The sequence below is a fragment of the Streptomyces sp. NPDC025651 genome (assembly GCF_055558735.1).
In genome coordinates this window covers 786,464-804,228 of sequence record NZ_JBVHLZ010000003.1, presented here as the reverse complement: position 1 = coordinate 804,228, position 17,765 = coordinate 786,464, and the positions used below count along the sequence as shown (strand labels likewise).

Genomic DNA, 17,765 nt, shown 5'->3' with positions numbered 1-17,765 from the left:
TCCCCCGCGCTTCCCCGGGACCCGTCATGAGCATGTGGCGTCGAGCATAGGGCCTGGACAACGTTGTCAGATGCAAGGAAGACTGTCCTTCGCACTCTCCGGCCTGCCGATACACCAGGAGAACCGACACAGATGCACATGGACCTCGTCGCCGCACTCGACATCGGCGGCACCAAGATCGCCGGAGCCCTGGTGGACGGCCACGGCCGGATCCTCCTGCGCGCCCAGCGGCCGACGCCCGCGCGCGAGGACGGCGACGTCGTGATGCGCGCGGTCGAGGAGGTCCTCGCTGAGCTGACGGCCAGTGAGCTGTGGGCCCGTACGACCGCCGTGGGCATCGGCAGTGCGGGCCCCGTCGACGCGTCGGCGGGCACGGTCAGCCCGGTCAACGTCCCCGGCTGGCGCGGCTATCCGCTGGTGGCGCGGGTCCGCGCGGTGACCGGTGGGCTCCCCGTCGAACTGGTCGGCGACGGCGTGGCGATGACGGCGGCCGAACACTGGCAGGGCGCGGCCCGCGGCCACGACAGCGCGCTGTGCATGGTGGTCTCGACGGGCGTCGGCGGTGGCCTTGTCCTCGGCGGCAAACTGCACCCGGGCCCCACGGGCAACGCCGGTCACATCGGGCACATCAGCGTGGATCTGGACGGCGACGCCTGCCCGTGCGGGGCACGCGGCTGCGTCGAGCGGATAGCCAGCGGCCCGAACATCGCGCGCCGCGCCCTGGAGCGCGGCTGGGTCCCGGGGCCCGACGGTGACGCGTCGGCGGCCGCGGTGGCCACCGCCGCCCGTGCGGGCGACCCGGTCGCCCTCGCCTCCTTCGAACGCGCGGCCCAGGCCCTGGCCGCCGGAATCGCGGCCACGGCCACGCTCGTCGAGATCGACATCGCCGTGATCGGCGGGGGAGTGGCGAAGTCCGGCGACATCCTGTTCACCCCGCTCCGCCGCGCCCTGCGCGAGTACGCGACGCTCTCCTTCACCCGCCGCCTGACGGTGGCCCCCGCCCTGATGGGCACGGACGCGGGCCTGGTGGGAGCGGCGGCGGCAGCGCTGGGCGGCGGGCGGAGCGCGGCGGTGGAGCTGGGGTCCGCGGTGGGGGGCTGAGGGGGTTCCGGGCGCCGCGCCCCTCGTCCTGGATCGCACGCGGCAAGCGAGCCCCCGGTGGACCGGCCCGGGGCAAGTGGGCATTGCCCCGGGCCGGTTGTCAGCGCGTGACAGCCGTCCCGGCCGCCGTCACCCGTGCGACCGCGTCCGGCGCCGGGACCGCCGGCGTGACGGCACGTGACGTCAGGACCGCTGGCGCAACGACACCTGGCGCGCAACGACACCAGGCGTCAGGGCCGCCGACGTACCGGCCTTCGGCGTCACGACCGCTCGCGTGACGACTGCCGGTGTCGGGACCGTCGACGTCACGGCCGTCGACGTCGCGGCCGTCGGCGTCAGCACGTCAGCGTCGCCTCCCCCCAGTCCGCATGGTCGGCGTAGATGCCGTCGCCGCCGTCGGTGACGACGAGGCGTACGACCTGGGCGCCGGTCACGTCCGCGGAGAGAGGCTGCGCCGGCATGGCGTTGGTGAGCACGCCGGTCGACGCCACCTTCTTGTCGTCCGCCCACACCTCGAACGCGACCGTGCCGTCCGCGCGCGTCTCGTCGTCGACACCGACCTCGGCGGTGACCTTCTCGCACGCCCGGCCCGCGTAGTAGGCCACGGAGCTCTCCGCGTGCGCGCCGAGCCCCTTCGCGTACACCTTCTCGCCGATGGTGATCGGCCTGCCGTCACCGGCCGCGCCCTCGCCGTTGCTGGTGTTCCGCTCGACGGGCCCCCAGCCGTTGGTCATCGACAGCCACGGCAGGTCGCCGAGCCCCGAGGCGCCCGCGGGCGGGGCGACGGCCACGCGTACGGACAGCGGCAGGACGTTCTCGGCGCGTACGCCGGTGGGTGAGCGGTACGTCGACTTCAGCGTCAGGTCGTACGTCCCCGGTGCCGTGCCCGCGGGTGCGGTGATCTGCCACGACGTGCGCAGGGACGTGCCGGTCGGGAGCGACCGCGCGGTGGTCGGCGAGGTCGCCCTGACCCGCCAGCCGTCGGGGGCGGTCAGCGAGGCGGTCACCTGGCGGGCGGCGGCGCGGCCGAGGTTGGTGACCGACGTGGTGACCGGTGTGGCCTTGCCCGCCTCGAAGAAGTCGCCGCCGTCCAGGCCGAGTTCGACCGCAGGCGGGTACGTGCTCCACTTGCCGTCGGCCGACACGCGCAGCAGCACGGTGCCGTGCGCGGGGACGGTCGCCGAGATGCCGCCCGCGGTCTGGTAGCTCTTGTGCCGCCACAGGTCGCGCAGCGAGTACCCGGCGGCGTCGGGCAGGCCGACGGCCTTGGCGGTGGTGGCGATGCGCTGCGCGCGGTCGGTCTCGTTGAAGAGTGCGACGGCGCGGCTGCCGTCCTTCATCTCCTTGGAGACGACCCAGCGCCCGTTCTCCGACGACACGACCTCGCCCTGCTTGCCGAGCGCGTCCTGGTCGACCGCGATGACTTCTTCGTTGCCGAGGATCTCGAAGGTCTCCGGGGAGGCCTTGCGCAGGTCGGACCCGATCAGCAGCGGCGCCGCCATGATCGACCACATGGAGAAGTGCGTGCGGTACTCGGTGTCCGTCATGCCGCCGTTGCCGACCTCGAGCATGTCCGGGTCGTTCCAGTGGCCGGGCCCCGCGTACTTCGCGAGCGGCAGGTTGCGCTTCATGATCGACACCATGGAGCCCCAGTTGTCACTGATGTCACCGGTGGTGCGCCACAGATGGCCGACGTCGGCCGCCCACTCCCATGGCTTGTTCTCGCCCCATTCGCAGATGCTGTACACGATGGGCCTGCCGGTGGTCTCCGAGGCGGCCTTCAGCGCGTCGCGCATCGCGATGTACCGCTGCTTGGCGTCCACGCCCTGGTTGTTGCAGTTGTCGTACTTGAGGTAGTCGACGCCCCAGTCCGCGAACTGCTGTGCGTCGCTGCGCTCATGGCCGAGCGCGCCGGGGAACCCGGCCTCGTTGCAGGTCTTGGTCCCCGCGCTGGTGTAGATGCCGAGCTTCAGGCCCTTGGCGTGGACGTAGTCGGCAACTGCCTTGATTCCATTGGGGAATCGCTTCGGATCGGGCACCAACTTGCCGTTGGCGTCGCGCTCGGGCAGCGCCCAGCAGTCGTCGAGGTTGACGTACTCGTAGCCGGCCTTCTTGAGGCCCTTCTCCACGAAGATGTCGGCGATCCCCTTGATCATCGCCTCGTCGAACTCGGCCCTGCAGTGGGTGGAGTTCCAGTTGTTGAAGCCCATGGGCGGGGTGAGGGCGAGCCCGTCGGGAAGTTTCACGTCGGGCTCGGCGGCGGCGCGGTCACCGGCTGTGCCGTCGGCGGCCGCGCGGTCGGCGGTGGCGCGGCCGTCGGCACCGGACTCACCGGCAGAGGCCGGGGCGGCCAGTCCACCGGCACATAACAAAGCAGTGGCCAACGATCCGACCACTCTTCGGTGGATCGTGCGGGATGGGAGATGACGCATCGTTACGTTCCTCCGTATTCGCGGAAGATGAGGGGTTTGCGCGTACGCGTCACAGCTGCGCGCTCACGGTAGGGCGTGTTGGACTCTGTTGGAAGAGGAGCGGTAACGGTTCGGACGCCCGGTGTCGGACCCCTTGACGGCGGTGCCTCTTGGGAGTGAGATCCAACCCTCGCGTTCGGTTGTGTTCGGTTGCACCCCGAGGAGGGGGACATGGCACAGTCATCGTTCAGCGGTCCGGTCGCGCCGAAAGGCATGACAGGACATCGGATGTCCCGACGGAATCTCCTGCGCGGCGCGACCGTCGGAGCGGGGGCGGTCACCCTTCCCGCGCTGCTCAGCGCCTGTGGCGAGAAGCCGGGTGGCAACAAGAACGAAGTCACCATGGGCTCCAACGCCTCGGACGCGGTGCCGAAGAAGGCGTTCCAGGACGCCTTCGACGCGTACAAGAAGAAGACCGGCAAGACCGTCGAGGTCCACACCACAGAGCACAACGAATTCCAGCAGAACATCACGCGCTATCTGCGGGCCACACCGGATGACGTCTTCATGTGGTTCGCCGGATACCGCATGCAGTACTTCGCGGAGAGGGATCTGCTGACCGACATCAGTGATGTGTGGAAGGGCTTCAGCGGCTTCTCCGAGGCGCTGAAGGACCAGTCCACCCACGAGGGCAAGCAGTACTTCGTTCCGTACTACTACTATCCGTGGGCCGTCTTCCACCGCAAGAGTCTCTTCGAGAAACAGGGGTACGAACAGGCCAAGACCTGGGACGAGTTCATCGCCCTCGCCAAGAAGATGCACAAGGACGGGATTCCGGTCGCCTTCTGCGACAAGGACGGCTGGCCCGCGATGGGCACCTTCGACTACATCAACCTTCGCCTGAACGGATACGAATTCCACAAGAGCCTGATGGCGGGCGACGAGGCCTGGACCGACACCAAGGTCAAGAAGGTCTTCGACCTGTGGCGCGAACTCATGCCGTACTACCAAAAGGGCGCCCTCGGTCGTACCTGGGAGGAGGCAGGGCAGGGCCTGCAGCGGCGCAAGACGGGCATGGCCGTCTTCGGGATGCCGCACCCGGGCCAGCAGTTCCCCGCGGACGAGCGCGACGACATCGACTTCTTCGCCTTCCCCGAGATCGATCCCGCGTACGGTCAGGACGCGGTGGAGGCGCCGATCGACGGATTCCTGATCGCCAGGAAGGCCAAGAACATCGACGCGGCCAAGGACCTCCTGAAATGGCTCGGAACCCCCGAGGCCGAGGACGTCTATCTGGCCGGCGACCCGAACAACGTCGCGGTCAACGACGGCGCCGACACCTCCAAGTACAGCCCGCTGCAGAAGAAGTCGGCCGAGCTGGTCTCGGGCGCCAAGCAGATCTCGCAGTTCCTCGACCGGGACACCCGCCCCGACTTCGCGCAGACCGTCATGATCAAGGCCCTGCAGGACTTCATCGACGACCCGAAGAACGTCGACGGCCTGGTCAACAGCATCGAACGGCAGAAGAAGGACATCTTCGCGCAGGACGCCGGCTGACCATGGGCGCACCGCGTACCGCACCGACGAAACGCACCGAGCAGTCGCCGCCGCGTACCGGGCAGGGTCGGCGCGGCGCGAAGCGAAAAGGACGGCGGGGCGGCCCGGCCCGCTTCACACGCCGCGACGTACTCGTCCTCGGCCTGCTCCTTGGCCTTCCGATCCTGATCGAGGCGGTGGTGATCTGGGGCCCGACACTGGCCTCGATCGGACTGTCCTTCACCTCATGGGACGGCATCGGTGACATTCACTGGGTGGGCGGAAAGAACTACGAGAGCCTCGTCGAGAACTATCCCGCCTTTTGGCCGGCCGTCCGCCACAACCTCCTCTGGACAGCCTTCCTCGGCCTGGTGGCAACGCCGTTCGGCCTCTTCCTCGCGGTCCTCATCGACCGCGGCGTGCGGTTCAGCCGCTTCTACCAGTCCGTGCTCTACATGCCGGTGGTGCTCTCGCTCGCCGTGGTCGGCTTCATGGCGCAACTGCTCCTCGGCACCGACCAGGGTGTCATCAACACCCTTCTGGGCAACGAAAAGGACCCCGTCGACTGGCTCGGCAATTCCGACCTCAACATCTGGATGATGATGATCGCCGCGAGCTGGCGGCACACCGGCTACGTGATGATCCTCTATCTCGCCGGTCTGAAATCCGTGGACCCCGCCCTCAAGGAGGCGGCCGCGATCGACGGCGCGAACACCCGGCAGACCTTCTTCCGCGTCGTGTTCCCGACGCTGCGTCCCGTCAATGTCATCGTCGGGGTGATCACGGTCATCGAGGCGCTGCGCGCCTTCGACATCGTGTACGCGGTGAACAAGGGCCGCAACGGCCTGGAGCTGCTCTCCGTCCTCATCACCGACAACATCATCGGCGAGGCGAGCCGCATCGGATTCGGCTCGGCCATCGCGGTCGTCCTGCTCACCGTATCCCTGGGATTCATCGTGACGTTCCTGGTCCAAGAGCTGCGAGGTGCGCGCGACCGATGACGGCAGACCTGCGCACGGCATCCCCGGACCGCCGCCCGCCCACCAAGCCCCCGACATCCGAGCGGCCTCGACGCCCGCCCCGCCGCGGCAGGTTCGGCGTACCGCTCTTCCTCTCCGCGGTCTCCCTCGCCTTCCTGGCGCCGCTTCTCCTCGCCGTCTACGCGTCGCTGCGTCCGTACGAGGAGACGGCAGAGCACGGCTACTTCTCCTGGCCCGACCGGCTCTCCTTCGACTACTACCGCGAGGCCTACACCGAATCCGGTATGGGCAAGTACTTCACGAATACGCTCCTGATCGCCGTGCCCGCGGTGATCGTGACGCTGTTCCTCGCGTCGTTCGTGGCGTTCGCGGTGTCGCGGCTGAGGATCCGCGGCGGAATGCTCCTCCTGATGCTCTTCACGGCGGGCAACCTGCTGCCTCCCCAGGTTCTCGTGACCCCGCTGTACGCCCTCTTCCTGAAGATCCCGCTGCCCTGGTGGATGTCCGACTCGCTCACCCTTTACGACTCCTTCTGGGCGCTGATCCTCGTCAACGTCGGTTTCCAGATCGGCTTCTGCGTCTTCGTCCTCTCCAACTTCATGCGGACGCTCCCGAAGGAGATCCTGGAAGCGGCGATCGTGGACGGCGCGGGAGTCTGGACCCAGTTCTGGCGCGTCACGCTCCCTTTGTGCCGCCCGGCGCTCGCGGCCCTGGCCACGCTCGAATTCACCTGGATCTACAACGACTTTCTCTGGGCCCTGATCTTCATCTCGAACCCGGAAAAGCTCCCGATCACGTCCTCGCTGAACAACCTCAGGGGCCAGTTCTTCACCGACCACAACCTGCTGGCGGCGGGCTCGGTCCTGGTGGCGCTCCCCACGGTCCTGGTGTTCCTGCTGCTGCAGAGGCACTTCATCGCGGGGCTCACCCTGGGGGCGGGGAAGGGGTGACGAGCCGCTGTCTCGGTCGTACGAGCGGATGTCGTTTCGCGGATGCGGGCTCGACCCGCGCCCTCCCATGACGCCGCCGCGGCAACCTCATCTCCGGCTCTGAACCCGCTCGTTCGACGTATCGCCGTGCCCCGCGGCCGCCGCGGGCGTACCGGTCGTCGGGCTCGTCCGGGCGCCCTGGCACCTCGACGGCGACCACGTGCGCGACGGCGACCTCACCCCTGCCGCCGGTGTCATCAGAGCGAATCGCCCTGCCTGCGCCGCATCTTGGCCGACATGACCGCGGAGCAGACACGACCGAGGAGTACGCGCGTCAGGTCGGCCACGCCGACCTGATCAGGGAGTCGGTGGACCGCCTCACGGGCGAGGGCCCGCCGGGCTGACGCCGTCTGCCGTGTACCGCGGCTGCGTACGGGGGCTCATGCGCGGGCGTATGCGTACGGGGAGCCGCCCGGCGCACCACGCGCCGAGCCGCCCCCCTCGGGCCCCAAGTCCCGGGCCCAGCCCCCTCAAGCCCTCGCAGGCCTGATCCGATGCGCCGTGAGAATCCCCGCCGCGGCCAGCGCCCCGGTCAGCGTGAACGTCGCCGTCAGCGCGACCGACACCGACGAGCCGTGCGCGTCGGACAGGGCGACCGCCGCGCCCCCGAGACCACTGAGGACGGCGACCGCCAGGGTCTGTGCCAGCTGCATCGAGCCGCTCGCCTCGCCCTGCCGGTCGGCCGGAGCCTGCTCCATGGCGTCGGTGGTCGCGGCGTTGAAGGCCACGCCCATGCCCGCGCCGCCGATCGCCCAGCCCGCCACGGCGGTCAGCGCGGGCGTCGCGTCGACCAGGACGCCCAGGGCCATCACCGCGATCCCCGCGAGCAGCACCGCGAACCCCACGGCGATCGGCACCGCCCTGGACCGGCCGCTCCACCGGCTGTCGGCCCTGCCCTGCCAGGCCGCCCCGAGCACCCATGTGATCGCGCCGGCCGACAGACCGAGCCCGGCCTCCGTGGCGCTCAACTCGCGCAGTTCGACCAGGCCGAGGGGCAGGAAGGCCTCGCTCCCGAAGTAGGCGCCGCACAGCAGGAAGCGCAGGACGACACCCGTCGGAACGCCGCGCCGGACGGTGAGCGTGCCCGTCGGCGTGACCGAGCGCAGCGCCGGCACGGCCACGGCGCCGCCGACGAGAACGAGCGCGACCAGCAAGGGGAGTTGACGCAGTTCGAGCCCTGCGAGCAGGACTCCGGTACCGGCGGCGAGCAGCACGCTGCGGGCCACGGGCGTGGCCCACCACGGCCCGTCACTCTGGGGCGCGGGCCGGTCGGGACCGCCGAGCCGGCGCAGTGGGGGCAGCGTGAGGACGCCGGCCAGGACGACCAGCGGAAGCAGCAGCACGAACACGCCGCGCCAGGAGACGTGGTCCGAGATCAGGGCGGCGATCGTCGGACCGATCAGGGACGGGACGGTCCAGCCGCCCGACACGAGCGCGAACATCCGGGCGCGCAGCCGCTGCGGGTAGGCGAGCGCGATCGCGGTGTACGCGAGCGCCATGACGGCGCCGACGCCGAGCCCCTGCAGGAAGCGCCCGGCGAGGAACAGGGGCCAGTTCGCCGCGGAGCCGGCCACCGCGCACCCGACGGCGAAGACGGCGAGGCCGAGTGCCAACGGCCGTGCGGGGCCGCGCCGGTCGGCGGCGCGGCCTGCGGCGACGGTGCCGATGAGGTTGGCCAGCATCAGCGCGGACAGGCCCCAACCGTAGGCGCCCAGGCCGCCGAGTCTGCCCGCGATCTCCGGCAGGACGGTGGCCACGCCCATCGACTCGAAGGCGACGAGGCCGACCGAGAGGACGATGCCCCAGGTCAGCGCGGCGTAGGGCGCGCGGAACACGCTGTCGCGGGCGCTTTGGCGGGCAACGCCGGGAGCGCCCTTGTGCACGCTCTCGGTGTCCTCGTCGCTCTCGGCGCGCGCATCGCTCCCCTCGACGTTCTCGCGTACGGCTGTGGGCTCGGTGAGCACATGGTCGGCGGCCGACTCCTGCTCGGACAAGGCAGCCCCTCCTTATGTTTCGATCCGGAACGGAACGAAATCACATGCTACCTATACTGCTCTCCATGGCAACCCCCGACTCCGCTTCCCGTGCCGCCCGCCCGGCGGGGCGCCCTCGCGACAGCCGGCTGGACGAGGCGATCCTGACGGCGACGCAGGAGTTGCTGGAGGAGGGCGGCTATCCCGGCCTGACCATGGAGGCGGTGGCGCGGCGCGCGGGCACGACGAAGCCGGCGATCAGGCGCCGCTGGCCGTCGCGTCAGCACCTGGTCATCGCGGCCCTGGCCGACACGATGGGCACGGCGCCGACGCCCGACACCGGGTGCACGCACTGCGATCTGATCGAGGGCATCGACACCCTCAGCCGTGCCTTCGGCGGCAGCCTCGGCCGCCGTACGCTGCCCGCGCTGATGGCCGAGCTGGCCGACGACCCCGAGCTGGACCGCGTCTTCACCGAGACGATCTTCCATCCCCGGCGGGTCACCACCGAGGCGGCGCTGCGGCGCGGCATCGAGCGGGGCGACATCCGTCCCGACGCCGACATCGACCTGCTCCTGGACATGCTCGGCGCCACGACGTACCACCGGGTCCTCTTCGGGCACCTGCCCGTCACGGACTCACTCGCCCATGACGTGGTGATGACGGTCATGGGCGGTGCGGCGACGCCGAGTTGGCGCGACCACTACCAGCGCCACCACAAGCCCGCGAAGCCCCGAAGGCGCCCGCTGCGTACGGGCTGACGCAGCGGCGGGGCCCTGCGGGTCAGTCCTCGATGCCCCGGTCGTCACCTGATGCGAGCATCGCCGCTCCCAACGTCGGTGCCGGTGACAGGACCGGGGTGAGGCTCGTGATACGCAGAATGCGCAGCGTCAGCGGGTGTGCGCAGACGACGCGGAGCCGGCCGCCTCGGGCTCTCACCCGCCGGTGGACGCGCATCAGCAAGGAGACCCCGGAACAGTCGAAGAAGGCGACCCGGCTGAGGTCGACGACCACGACCGGCTCCGGGCCCGCGGCCACGGCGTCCAGCAGCGACACCAGCCGCTGGTAGGCGACGAGGTCGATCTCGCCGTGCAGTTCGACGACGACTGCGTGGTCGAGTCCGTACACCCGCAGAGGTTGATCGGAGTGTTCGCCCACGTTCTCGGTCAGTTGGTCCTGCTGCATCCATCCCCCCAGCGCCGACGCCGACGCACCCCAGGAGGGGTGCGGTGCAACGGGAGTGCCAGTCGTAAGAGGTCGCCGGGGGCTGGGGCGCCTGTCGGGTCACGCTAGCGGGCACCGGCGCACTCTGGAGTGCGGGAACGATTCACGGAAGTGCCTCGCCACACGTTGGGGTGAATATGGGGCAATCCTCTTGACAGTTTCCAGGGTCATTCCCTTGGAGTTCAGAGCGGCACGGCGAGCCGGTCGGGGGTTGACCCTGACCCTGCGTCAGGGTCGGAGGGTGGGCGCATGACGAACCACAGCACTTCCCCGGCCCGGCTCGCGCCGCCGGTCGGAGGGTTTCAAGAGATCGACGGCCGCCGCATCTTCGTGCACCGGGCGGGCAGCGGCGGACCGGCCGCGGTGTTCCTGCCGGGCGCCGGGGCGGTCGGCCTGGACTACTTCGGCGTACAGCAGGAGGTCGCGCGGTTCACCGCCGCCGTCCTGTACGACCGCGGCGGCACCGGCTTCAGCGATCCCCTGCCGCTGCCGCGCCATGCCGCCGACGTCGCCGCCGAACTGCGCGAGCTGCTGCGCGCCCAGAACGTCGACGGTCCCTACGTGCTCGTGGCGCACTCCCTCGGCGGCTTCTACGCGCACCGGTTCGCGCAGCTGTATCCGCAGGACGTGGCCGGACTCGTCTGGATGGACGCCTTCCACCGCGACTGGGACGACGCCATGCCTCCCGAGGCGAGCCTGGCCGCGGTCGAGCGAATGTCCCCGGACCGGGAGCGGTTGGTACGGATGCGACCCGCCCTGCGCGAGATGGCCGCCGAGTTGCTCGCGGACTACCCGGAGCACGTGCGCCGGACGCTGACCGAGGCCAGGACGAGCGACCAGTGGACCGACGTCGGGATCGCCGAGCGCTCCGAACTGGCCTCGCTCGCCACCGAGTTGCGGGCCGGGCCGGGCATTCCCGACGTCCCGGTGGTCGCTCTCACGGTGGTGGGTGTCGACCCCGGTCAGCGGGCGCTGACGTCGGAGCGGACGTTGCGGGGAATGATCGACGGCAGGACGAGACTGGACGCGGCCCTGGTCGACGCGGTCTCGCACGGGGAGCAGCGCGTCATCTCCGACACCGCGCATCACCGGCTCTGCTTCGACCGGCCCGACGCCGTGGTCCAGGCGGTCCGTGACGTCGTCGATCGTGCCCGCCCGTAGACTCACCGGCACGACCACGCCGTACGAAGAACCGAGGGGGACGGTGCTCACGATCAGCCGGCTCGCGGCGACCGCAGGCGTGACCGTGCGCACCGTCCGTCACTACCACCACGTCGGCCTGCTGCCCGAGCCCGAACGCGACGCCTCCGGCTACCGCCGCTACGGCGCGCAAGCGGCGGTGGACCTCATCCGGATCCGAACCCTCGCCGACGCCGGTGTGCCCCTGGCCCGCATCGACGCGCTCCTGCACGCGCAGCCGGCCGAGTTCGCCGCCGCCGTCACGGACATCGACGCCGCACTGCAGCGCAAGATCGACCAACTCACCGAGAACCGCCGCAGGATCGCCGAACTGGCCGGCGGCGAAAGGCTCGTGCTGCCTCCCGAGGTGGTCGCCGTCCTGGAGCGGATGCGCGGCCTCGGGGTCAGCGAACGCAGGGTACGGCTCGAACGCGACGCGTGGATCCTGATGCAGGCGCTGGACCCGCAGATCGTGCCGCAGCGGATCCGGGAAAAGAACGCCGGCTTCGACGACCCCGAGACGACGCGCCTGTACCTCGCCTGCGATCAGGCGGTCGACTGGGATCCGGACGATCCACGCCTGGCCCTGCTCATCGACGACCTGGACGCATGGGAGGCCGAGCACGAACGGGACGGCAGCCGCCCGGGACACGTGAAGCTGGTGTCCTCCCAGATCTCGGACGCGTCACCGGCCTGGCGACGCCTCATGGAAGCCCTCGCCCACCGCTCCGAGCGCCGCCGCCGCGCCGCGCACGCCGACTGACCCCGGCCGACCTGCCCGGCTCCGCTCCCATCAGCGTCTGGTTTCCATGGCAGGGTGTTGCGGGCAAGCCACAGGGGGCCAACAGAAGAGGGGGAACCGTGATCGTCTGGATCAACGGCGCGTTCGGTGCGGGCAAGACCAGCGCCGCACGGGAACTGATCGAGCTGATCCCGAACAGCACACTCTTCGACCCGGAGGTCATCGGCGGCGCGCTGCCCTATCTGCTGCCGCCCAAGCGCCTTGCCGAGGTGAGCGATTATCAGGACCTGCCCATCTGGCGTCGGCTCGTCGTCGACACGGCGGCCGCACTCCACGGCGAAGTGGGCGGCGTGCTCGTGGTGCCGATGACACTGCTGCGCCAGGAGTACCGCGACGAGATCTTCGGCGGTCTCGCCTCCCGCAGGATCCCGGTGCGCCACGTCGTGCTCGCCCCGGACGAAACGATCCTGCGCGAGCGAATAGCCGGCCGCGACGTGCCACCGGAGCTGCCCGACGGCGACGTACGCGTACGGCAGTGGTCCTTCGACCACATCGAGCCCTACCGCACCGCCCTCAACGGCTGGCTCGGCGCGGACGCCCATCGCATCGACACCAGCGACCTCACCCCCTACGAGACCGCCGAACGGCTCGCCGACGCGGTCCGCACGGGCGCCGCCTCCGTCTGCGACATCGTGCAGACACCGGAACCCACCGCGGAGACCCTCGCCGCCGGGGTGCTCCTCTTCGACGAGCAGGACCGCGTGCTGCTCGTCGACCCGACGTACAAGGCCGGATGGGAGTTCCCCGGCGGCGTCGTCGAGCCCGGCGAGGCCCCCGCGCGCGCGGGGGTGCGCGAGGTCGCCGAGGAGACGGGCATCCAACTCACCGGCACGCCCCGCCTGTTGGTCGCCGACTGGGAGCCGCCCCACCCGCCCGGCTACGGCGGGATGCGGCTGCTCTTCGACGGCGGCAGGCTCGACAGCGGCGAGGTCCGCATGCTGCTGCCGGGGCCCGAACTGCGCGCCTGGCGCTTCGCCACCGAGGACGAGGCCGCCGGCCTGCTGCCCGCCGTGCGCTACGAACGGCTGCGCTGGGCACTGCGCGCACGCGAGCGCGGGGCCACGCTCTACCTGGAGGCGGGCGTCCCCGTCGAAGGAGCGTCTGGAGCCGAGGGAGCGGTGGGAGCAGTGGGAGCAGTGGGAGTCGAGGGAGTCGAGGGAATCGGCGGGACCGGGCGTGCCGAAGGGCTCGACAGGCTCGACGGATAACGGACGGGAGTCCGCCGACGCCCGCAGCACCGCCGACGCCCGCTCCCGCACCGGATCCCCGTGCCCGCAGCACGCCACCTCGTGCGGCCATGAAAAGGAGCCCCGCCCGAAGGCGGGGCTCCTCGGCCGTCGGCAGAGCGCCCCTCCAGGGGCGTTGCCGGGGCGGTCAGTTCGCCGCGTACTTCTGGAGGAACAGCGCCTCCGCCACCGAGAGGCGCTCCAACTCCTCAGGAGAAACGCTCTCGTTGACCGCGTGGATCTGCGCCTCCGGCTCGCTCAGACCGATCAGCAGGATCTCCGCGTTCGGGTACAGCGACGAGAGGGTGTTGCACAGCGGGATCGAGCCGCCCTGGCCCGCGTACTGCATCTCCTCGCCCGGGTAGGCCTCGCCCATCGCCTCGGCCATCGCGGCGTACGCCGGGCTGGTGGTGTCCGCGCGGAACGGCTGGCCCTGCCCGATCTGCTCCGTGCGCACCCGCGCGCCCCACGGGGTGTGCGCCTCAAGGTGCGCCTGCAGCAGCTTCGTCGCCTCGGCCGCGTCCACGCCCGGCGGCACCCGCAGGCTGATCAGCGCCCGCGCGGCCGCCTGCACCGACGGCGTCGCGCCGATCACCGGCGGGCAGTCGATGCCGAGGACCGTGACGGCCGGGCGCGCCCAGATGCGGTCGGCGACGGTGCCATCGCCGATCAGCTCGACGCCGTCGAGGACCTTCGCGTCCCTGCGGAAGTCGGCCTCCTCGTACTGCAGACCGTCCCAGACGGTGTCGCTCGTCAGACCGTCGATCGTCGTCGAGCCGTCCTCGGCGCGCAGCGAGTCCAGCGTGCGCACCAGCGCGCCGAGCGCGTCCGGGGCCGCGCCGCCGAACTGCCCCGAGTGCAGGTTGCCTTCGAGGGTGTCGACGCTGACGCGTACCAGGGTCATGCCGCGCAGCGTCGACGTCACCGTCGGCAGGCCGACCCGGAAGTTGCCCGCGTCACCGATGACGATCGTGTCGGCCGTGAGCAGCTCGGGGTGCGCCTCGGCGTACCGCTCCAGGCCGCCCGTGCCCTGCTCCTCCGAGCCCTCCGCGATCACCTTCACGCTCACCGGGACGCCGCCGTTCGCCTTCAGGGCGCGCAGCGCGAGCAGGTGCATGATGACGCCGCCCTTGCAGTCGGCGCTGCCCCGGCCGTACCAGCGGCCGTCGCGCTCGGTCAGCTCGAAGGGGGGCGTGGCCCACGCGGCCTCGTCGAGCGGCGGCTGGACGTCGTAGTGCGCGTACAGCAGGACGGTCGGGGCGCCCTCGGGGCCCGGCAGGAAGCCGTACACCGACTGGGTGCCGTCCGGGGTGTCGAGCAGCGCGACGTCCTGGAAGCCCTCGGTGCGGAGTGCGTTCGCCACCCAGTTCGCGGCGGCCTCGCTCTCGCTCTTGGGGAACTGGTCGAAGTCCGCCACCGACTTGAAGGCCACCAGTTCGGTGAGCTCCGCCTTCGCCTTCGGCATCAGTGAGGCGACGGTCTCGGCGATCGGATTCCGCGACATGGGCACGCTCCTCGTAGGTGCGACGTTGTACGTGTGGGTACATGTGATCCTCCCACAGGAGGGACCCGAGGGCCTCCGCCGTAGGATGCCTGAGGAAAGCGCGGCCAACAGCGGGATCAGGAGCGGTAGACCAACGTGAGCAGCGAGAACTCAGCGGACGACACCCGGCACGTGTGGGACGTCGTCGTGGTCGGAGCCGGCCCCGCGGGCGCCTCCGCGGCCTACGCGGCGGCGGTCGCGGGACGCAGCGTGCTGCTCCTGGAGAAGGCCGAACTGCCCCGGTACAAGACATGCGGCGGCGGCATCATCGGCCCCTCCCGCGACTCCCTGCCGCCCGGCTTCGAGCTGCCCTTCCGCGACCGCGTGCACGCGGTGACGTTCTCCCTCGACGGCAAGTTCACCCGCACCCGCCGCTCCCGGCAGATGCTCTTCGGTCTGATCAACCGCTCCGAGTTCGACCAGCAGCTCGTCGAGCACGCGCAGAAGGCGGGCGCCGAGCTGCGCACCGGCGTCACCGTCGCGCGCGTGGAGCAGCACGGCCCCGAGGTGCCGGACCGGCGCACGGTCGCGGTCGTGCTGCAGGGCGGCGAGACGCTCCTCGCCCGCGCCGTGGTCGGAGCGGACGGCAGCGCCAGCCGCATAGGAGCACATGTCGGAGTGAAGCTCGACCAGGTCGACCTGGGCCTGGAGGCCGAGATCCCGGTGCCGGAGACGGTCGCCGAGGACTGGGCGGGCCGGGTGCTCATCGACTGGGGCCCGATGCCGGGCAGTTACGGCTGGGTGTTCCCCAAGGGCGACACCCTCACCGTCGGTGTGATCTCCGCGCGCGGCGAAGGCGCGGCCACCAAGCGGTACTTGGAGGACTTCATCGCCCGCCTCGGCCTCGCGGGCTTCGAGCCGAGCATCTCCTCGGGGCATCTGACGCGCTGCCGCAGCGACGACTCGCCGCTCTCGCGCGGCCGGGTCCTGGTGTGCGGTGACGCGGCGGGGCTCCTGGAGCCGTGGACCCGCGAGGGCATCTCCTTCGCGCTGCGCTCCGGGCGGCTCGCGGGGGAGTGGGCGGTGCGGATCGGCGAGGCGCACGACGCGGTGGACGCCCGCCGCCAGGCGCTGAACTACGCCTTCGCCATCAAGGCGGGCCTCGGCGTCGAGATGAGCGTGGGGCGCCGCATGCTGGAGGTCTTCGAGCGCCGCCCGGGCGTGCTGCACGCGGCGATCACGGGCTTCCGCCCCGCGTGGAACGCCTTCGCGAAGATCACGCGCGGCTCGACGACGCTGGGTGAGCTGGTCCGCACGCACCCGCTGGCGGGACGGGCGCTGAGCGCGCTGGACCGCTGAGGTCGCTTCTTTCAGGGGGTCACTTCTTCCTGCCGCTCTTCTTCGCGTCCAGCACGGTGATGCGGAAGACGGGGTGGTCGGGCGCGGCCGCCAGGATCTCCTCGTCGGAGGACTGGGCGGTCACGCCCTTGAAGTACTGGCTGACCTGCCATCCCCACCGCTCCAGATAGCCGCGCAGCAGCGGCGGCTTCTCGGCGTCGGGCACCTCCACGGCGGTGAACTCCCGCACCTTGCGCCCCACCCGCAGCTCTCCGCCGCCGGCCGCGCGCATGTTGCGCACCCACTGGGAGTGCCCGCGCGCCGATACGAGGTACTGCCCCTGTTCGCCTCCGCCCGTGCCCTTGCCCGCGTGCGTGTACGGGTTGACGGGGATGCGCTGCATCTTGCCGCTCTTGCGGCCCGGTACGGAGAGCTCGGCGCTGCCCATCAGGCTGACGCCGCGCCGCGCGAGCCAGCCGATCACGCTGTTGAGGCGGACGTTGAGGGGGCTGCCCTTGAGGTAGTAGCGGGACGAGGGCTGGGCCGGGGTCGGGGCCGGGGCTGCGGACGTCGACGACATGAGGTCCTCCAGGGGAGCGGTTGGGAGAGCACTGCTCTCGCTTGAGAGCAGTGTGCACGAGAGCGGTGACCCAAAGCAAGAGCAGTGCTCTCTAAAAGTTGCCGTGCTCTCGAAATGGGTCGCTGCTCTCATCTGTGTGCACCGCTCCGCCTTCGTGACACACTGGCGCCCATGAGTAGTGCGAGCAGCAGCGCCAGCGGTAAGGCGAGCAGCAGGACCAGCGGCAGTGCCGCCAAGGGGGCCCGCGCCCGCGCCCGCGAAGAAGTGACGGCGGCGATCAAGGACGAGGCCCGCAGGCAGCTGGCGGACGACGGCGCCGCCAAGCTCTCCCTGCGCGCCGTCGCGCGTGAACTCGGCATGGTCTCCTCCGCGCTGTACCGCTACTTCCCCAGCCGCGACGACCTCCTGACCGCGCTGATCATCGACGCGTACGACTCCCTCGGCGCCGCCGCCGAGGCCGCGCACGCGGGAGCCGCCGGGCAGGAGCCCGTGCGGCGGTGGACGGCGGTGTGCGAGGCGGTGCGTACGTGGGCGCTGGCGCATCCCCATGAGTACGCGCTCATCTACGGCTCGCCCGTCCCCGGCTACAGCGCACCGGACTCCACGGTCCGGGCCGCCGCGCGCGTGGGGCAGCAGCTCATCGACATCGTCCGCGACGCCCACCAGGGCCGGGGCATCGCGGTGCCGCCCCTGCCCGCCGGGATGGGCGCCGAGGCCGAGCGGCTCGCGGCGGACGTCGCCCCCGACCTCCCGCCGGCGGTGGCCGCCGCGATGGTCGCCGCGTGGGCGCAGCTCTTCGGCCTGGTGGGCTTCGAGGTGTTCGGCCAGTTCAACCGCCTCGTCGAGGACCGCGAGGCGTTCTTCTCCCACGCGGTGACGCAACTCGCGCATGGCGTAGGGCTGTTGTCGCGCCGTTGATCGGAGCGGGCGCGGCCCTCGGGCT

15 protein-coding genes are annotated in these 17,765 nt (G+C 70.9%); 10 read left to right on the top strand and 5 right to left on the bottom strand.

Annotation, left to right across the window (positions count from 1 at the left end; all coding sequences use genetic code 11):
* Positions 1-132 precede the first annotated feature (132 nt).
* Complete coding sequence (locus tag ACZ4D5_RS15830) at positions 133-1,101, top strand: ROK family protein (protein WP_467772932.1); 969 nt, start codon at positions 133-135, stop codon at positions 1,099-1,101.
* 335 nt (positions 1,102-1,436) lie between these two features.
* Here ACZ4D5_RS15830 and ACZ4D5_RS15825 read toward each other — a convergent pair whose 3' ends face one another.
* Positions 1,437-3,533 (bottom strand): NPCBM/NEW2 domain-containing protein, encoded by a 2,097-nt coding sequence (locus ACZ4D5_RS15825; RefSeq protein ID WP_467772931.1) that lies wholly within the window; start codon positions 3,531-3,533, stop codon positions 1,437-1,439.
* Between the two features lie 267 nt (positions 3,534-3,800).
* Between ACZ4D5_RS15825 and ACZ4D5_RS15820 the strand changes: the two genes are divergently transcribed.
* Genes ACZ4D5_RS15820 through ACZ4D5_RS15810 form a run of 3 tightly spaced genes read left to right on the top strand, consistent with a single transcriptional unit; the run spans position 3,801 to position 6,978 of the window.
* Positions 3,801-5,069: an ABC transporter substrate-binding protein gene (locus tag ACZ4D5_RS15820; protein WP_467772930.1), complete on the top strand. Its 1,269-nt coding sequence runs from the start codon at positions 3,801-3,803 to the stop codon at positions 5,067-5,069.
* Between the two features lie 2 nt (positions 5,070-5,071).
* Positions 5,072-6,049: a carbohydrate ABC transporter permease gene (locus ACZ4D5_RS15815; RefSeq protein ID WP_467772929.1), complete on the top strand. Its 978-nt coding sequence runs from the start codon at positions 5,072-5,074 to the stop codon at positions 6,047-6,049.
* A complete protein-coding gene (locus ACZ4D5_RS15810) occupies positions 6,046-6,978 on the top strand; it encodes a carbohydrate ABC transporter permease (protein ID WP_467772928.1) in 933 nt (310 codons plus the stop codon). The genes ACZ4D5_RS15815 and ACZ4D5_RS15810 overlap by 4 nt, the downstream gene beginning before the upstream one ends.
* 509 nt (positions 6,979-7,487) lie before the next feature.
* On the opposite strand, the gene ACZ4D5_RS15805 is transcribed toward ACZ4D5_RS15810, so the two are convergent.
* Positions 7,488-9,011 (bottom strand): MFS transporter, encoded by a 1,524-nt coding sequence (locus ACZ4D5_RS15805; RefSeq protein ID WP_467772927.1) that lies wholly within the window; start codon positions 9,009-9,011, stop codon positions 7,488-7,490.
* 65 nt (positions 9,012-9,076) lie between these two features.
* On the opposite strand from ACZ4D5_RS15805, the gene ACZ4D5_RS15800 reads away from it, so the two are divergent.
* On the top strand, positions 9,077-9,751 hold the full coding sequence (locus ACZ4D5_RS15800) for a TetR/AcrR family transcriptional regulator (protein WP_467772926.1): 675 nt from the start codon (positions 9,077-9,079) through the stop codon (positions 9,749-9,751).
* Between the two features lie 22 nt (positions 9,752-9,773).
* Here the strand turns inward: ACZ4D5_RS15800 and ACZ4D5_RS15795 are convergent, their stop codons facing one another.
* On the bottom strand, positions 9,774-10,175 hold the full coding sequence (locus tag ACZ4D5_RS15795; protein ID WP_467772925.1) for an STAS domain-containing protein: 402 nt from the start codon (positions 10,173-10,175) through the stop codon (positions 9,774-9,776).
* A gap of 288 nt (positions 10,176-10,463) precedes the next feature.
* Between ACZ4D5_RS15795 and ACZ4D5_RS15790 the strand changes: the two genes are divergently transcribed.
* From ACZ4D5_RS15790 to ACZ4D5_RS15780, 3 genes are all read left to right on the top strand, one after another.
* Positions 10,464-11,375: an alpha/beta fold hydrolase gene (locus ACZ4D5_RS15790; protein ID WP_467772924.1), complete on the top strand. Its 912-nt coding sequence runs from the start codon at positions 10,464-10,466 to the stop codon at positions 11,373-11,375.
* Positions 11,362-12,156: a MerR family transcriptional regulator gene (locus ACZ4D5_RS15785; protein ID WP_467772923.1), complete on the top strand. Its 795-nt coding sequence runs from the start codon at positions 11,362-11,364 to the stop codon at positions 12,154-12,156. Before ACZ4D5_RS15790 ends, ACZ4D5_RS15785 begins: the two co-directional genes overlap by 14 nt.
* 98 nt (positions 12,157-12,254) lie before the next feature.
* A complete protein-coding gene (locus ACZ4D5_RS15780; protein ID WP_467772922.1) occupies positions 12,255-13,403 on the top strand; it encodes an NUDIX hydrolase in 1,149 nt (382 codons plus the stop codon).
* Positions 13,404-13,569: 166 nt separating this feature from the next.
* On the opposite strand, the gene ACZ4D5_RS15775 is transcribed toward ACZ4D5_RS15780, so the two are convergent.
* Positions 13,570-14,925 carry a M20/M25/M40 family metallo-hydrolase gene (locus tag ACZ4D5_RS15775; protein ID WP_467772921.1) on the bottom strand — a complete coding sequence of 452 codons (1,356 nt, stop codon included), beginning with the start codon at positions 14,923-14,925 and terminating at the stop codon, positions 13,570-13,572.
* 135 nt (positions 14,926-15,060) lie between these two features.
* On the opposite strand from ACZ4D5_RS15775, the gene ACZ4D5_RS15770 reads away from it, so the two are divergent.
* Entirely contained in the window at positions 15,061-16,263 is a 1,203-nt protein-coding gene (locus ACZ4D5_RS15770) for a geranylgeranyl reductase family protein (protein ID WP_467772920.1), read from the top strand.
* Positions 16,264-16,282: 19 nt separating this feature from the next.
* Here ACZ4D5_RS15770 and ACZ4D5_RS15765 read toward each other — a convergent pair whose 3' ends face one another.
* Positions 16,283-16,822 (bottom strand): nitroreductase family deazaflavin-dependent oxidoreductase, encoded by a 540-nt coding sequence (locus ACZ4D5_RS15765; RefSeq protein WP_467772919.1) that lies wholly within the window; start codon positions 16,820-16,822, stop codon positions 16,283-16,285.
* A 171-nt stretch (positions 16,823-16,993) separates the two neighbouring features.
* Between ACZ4D5_RS15765 and ACZ4D5_RS15760 the strand changes: the two genes are divergently transcribed.
* Positions 16,994-17,740 carry a TetR/AcrR family transcriptional regulator gene (locus tag ACZ4D5_RS15760; protein WP_467772918.1) on the top strand — a complete coding sequence of 249 codons (747 nt, stop codon included), beginning with the start codon at positions 16,994-16,996 and terminating at the stop codon, positions 17,738-17,740.
* The last annotated feature ends 25 nt before the right edge of the window (positions 17,741-17,765 follow it).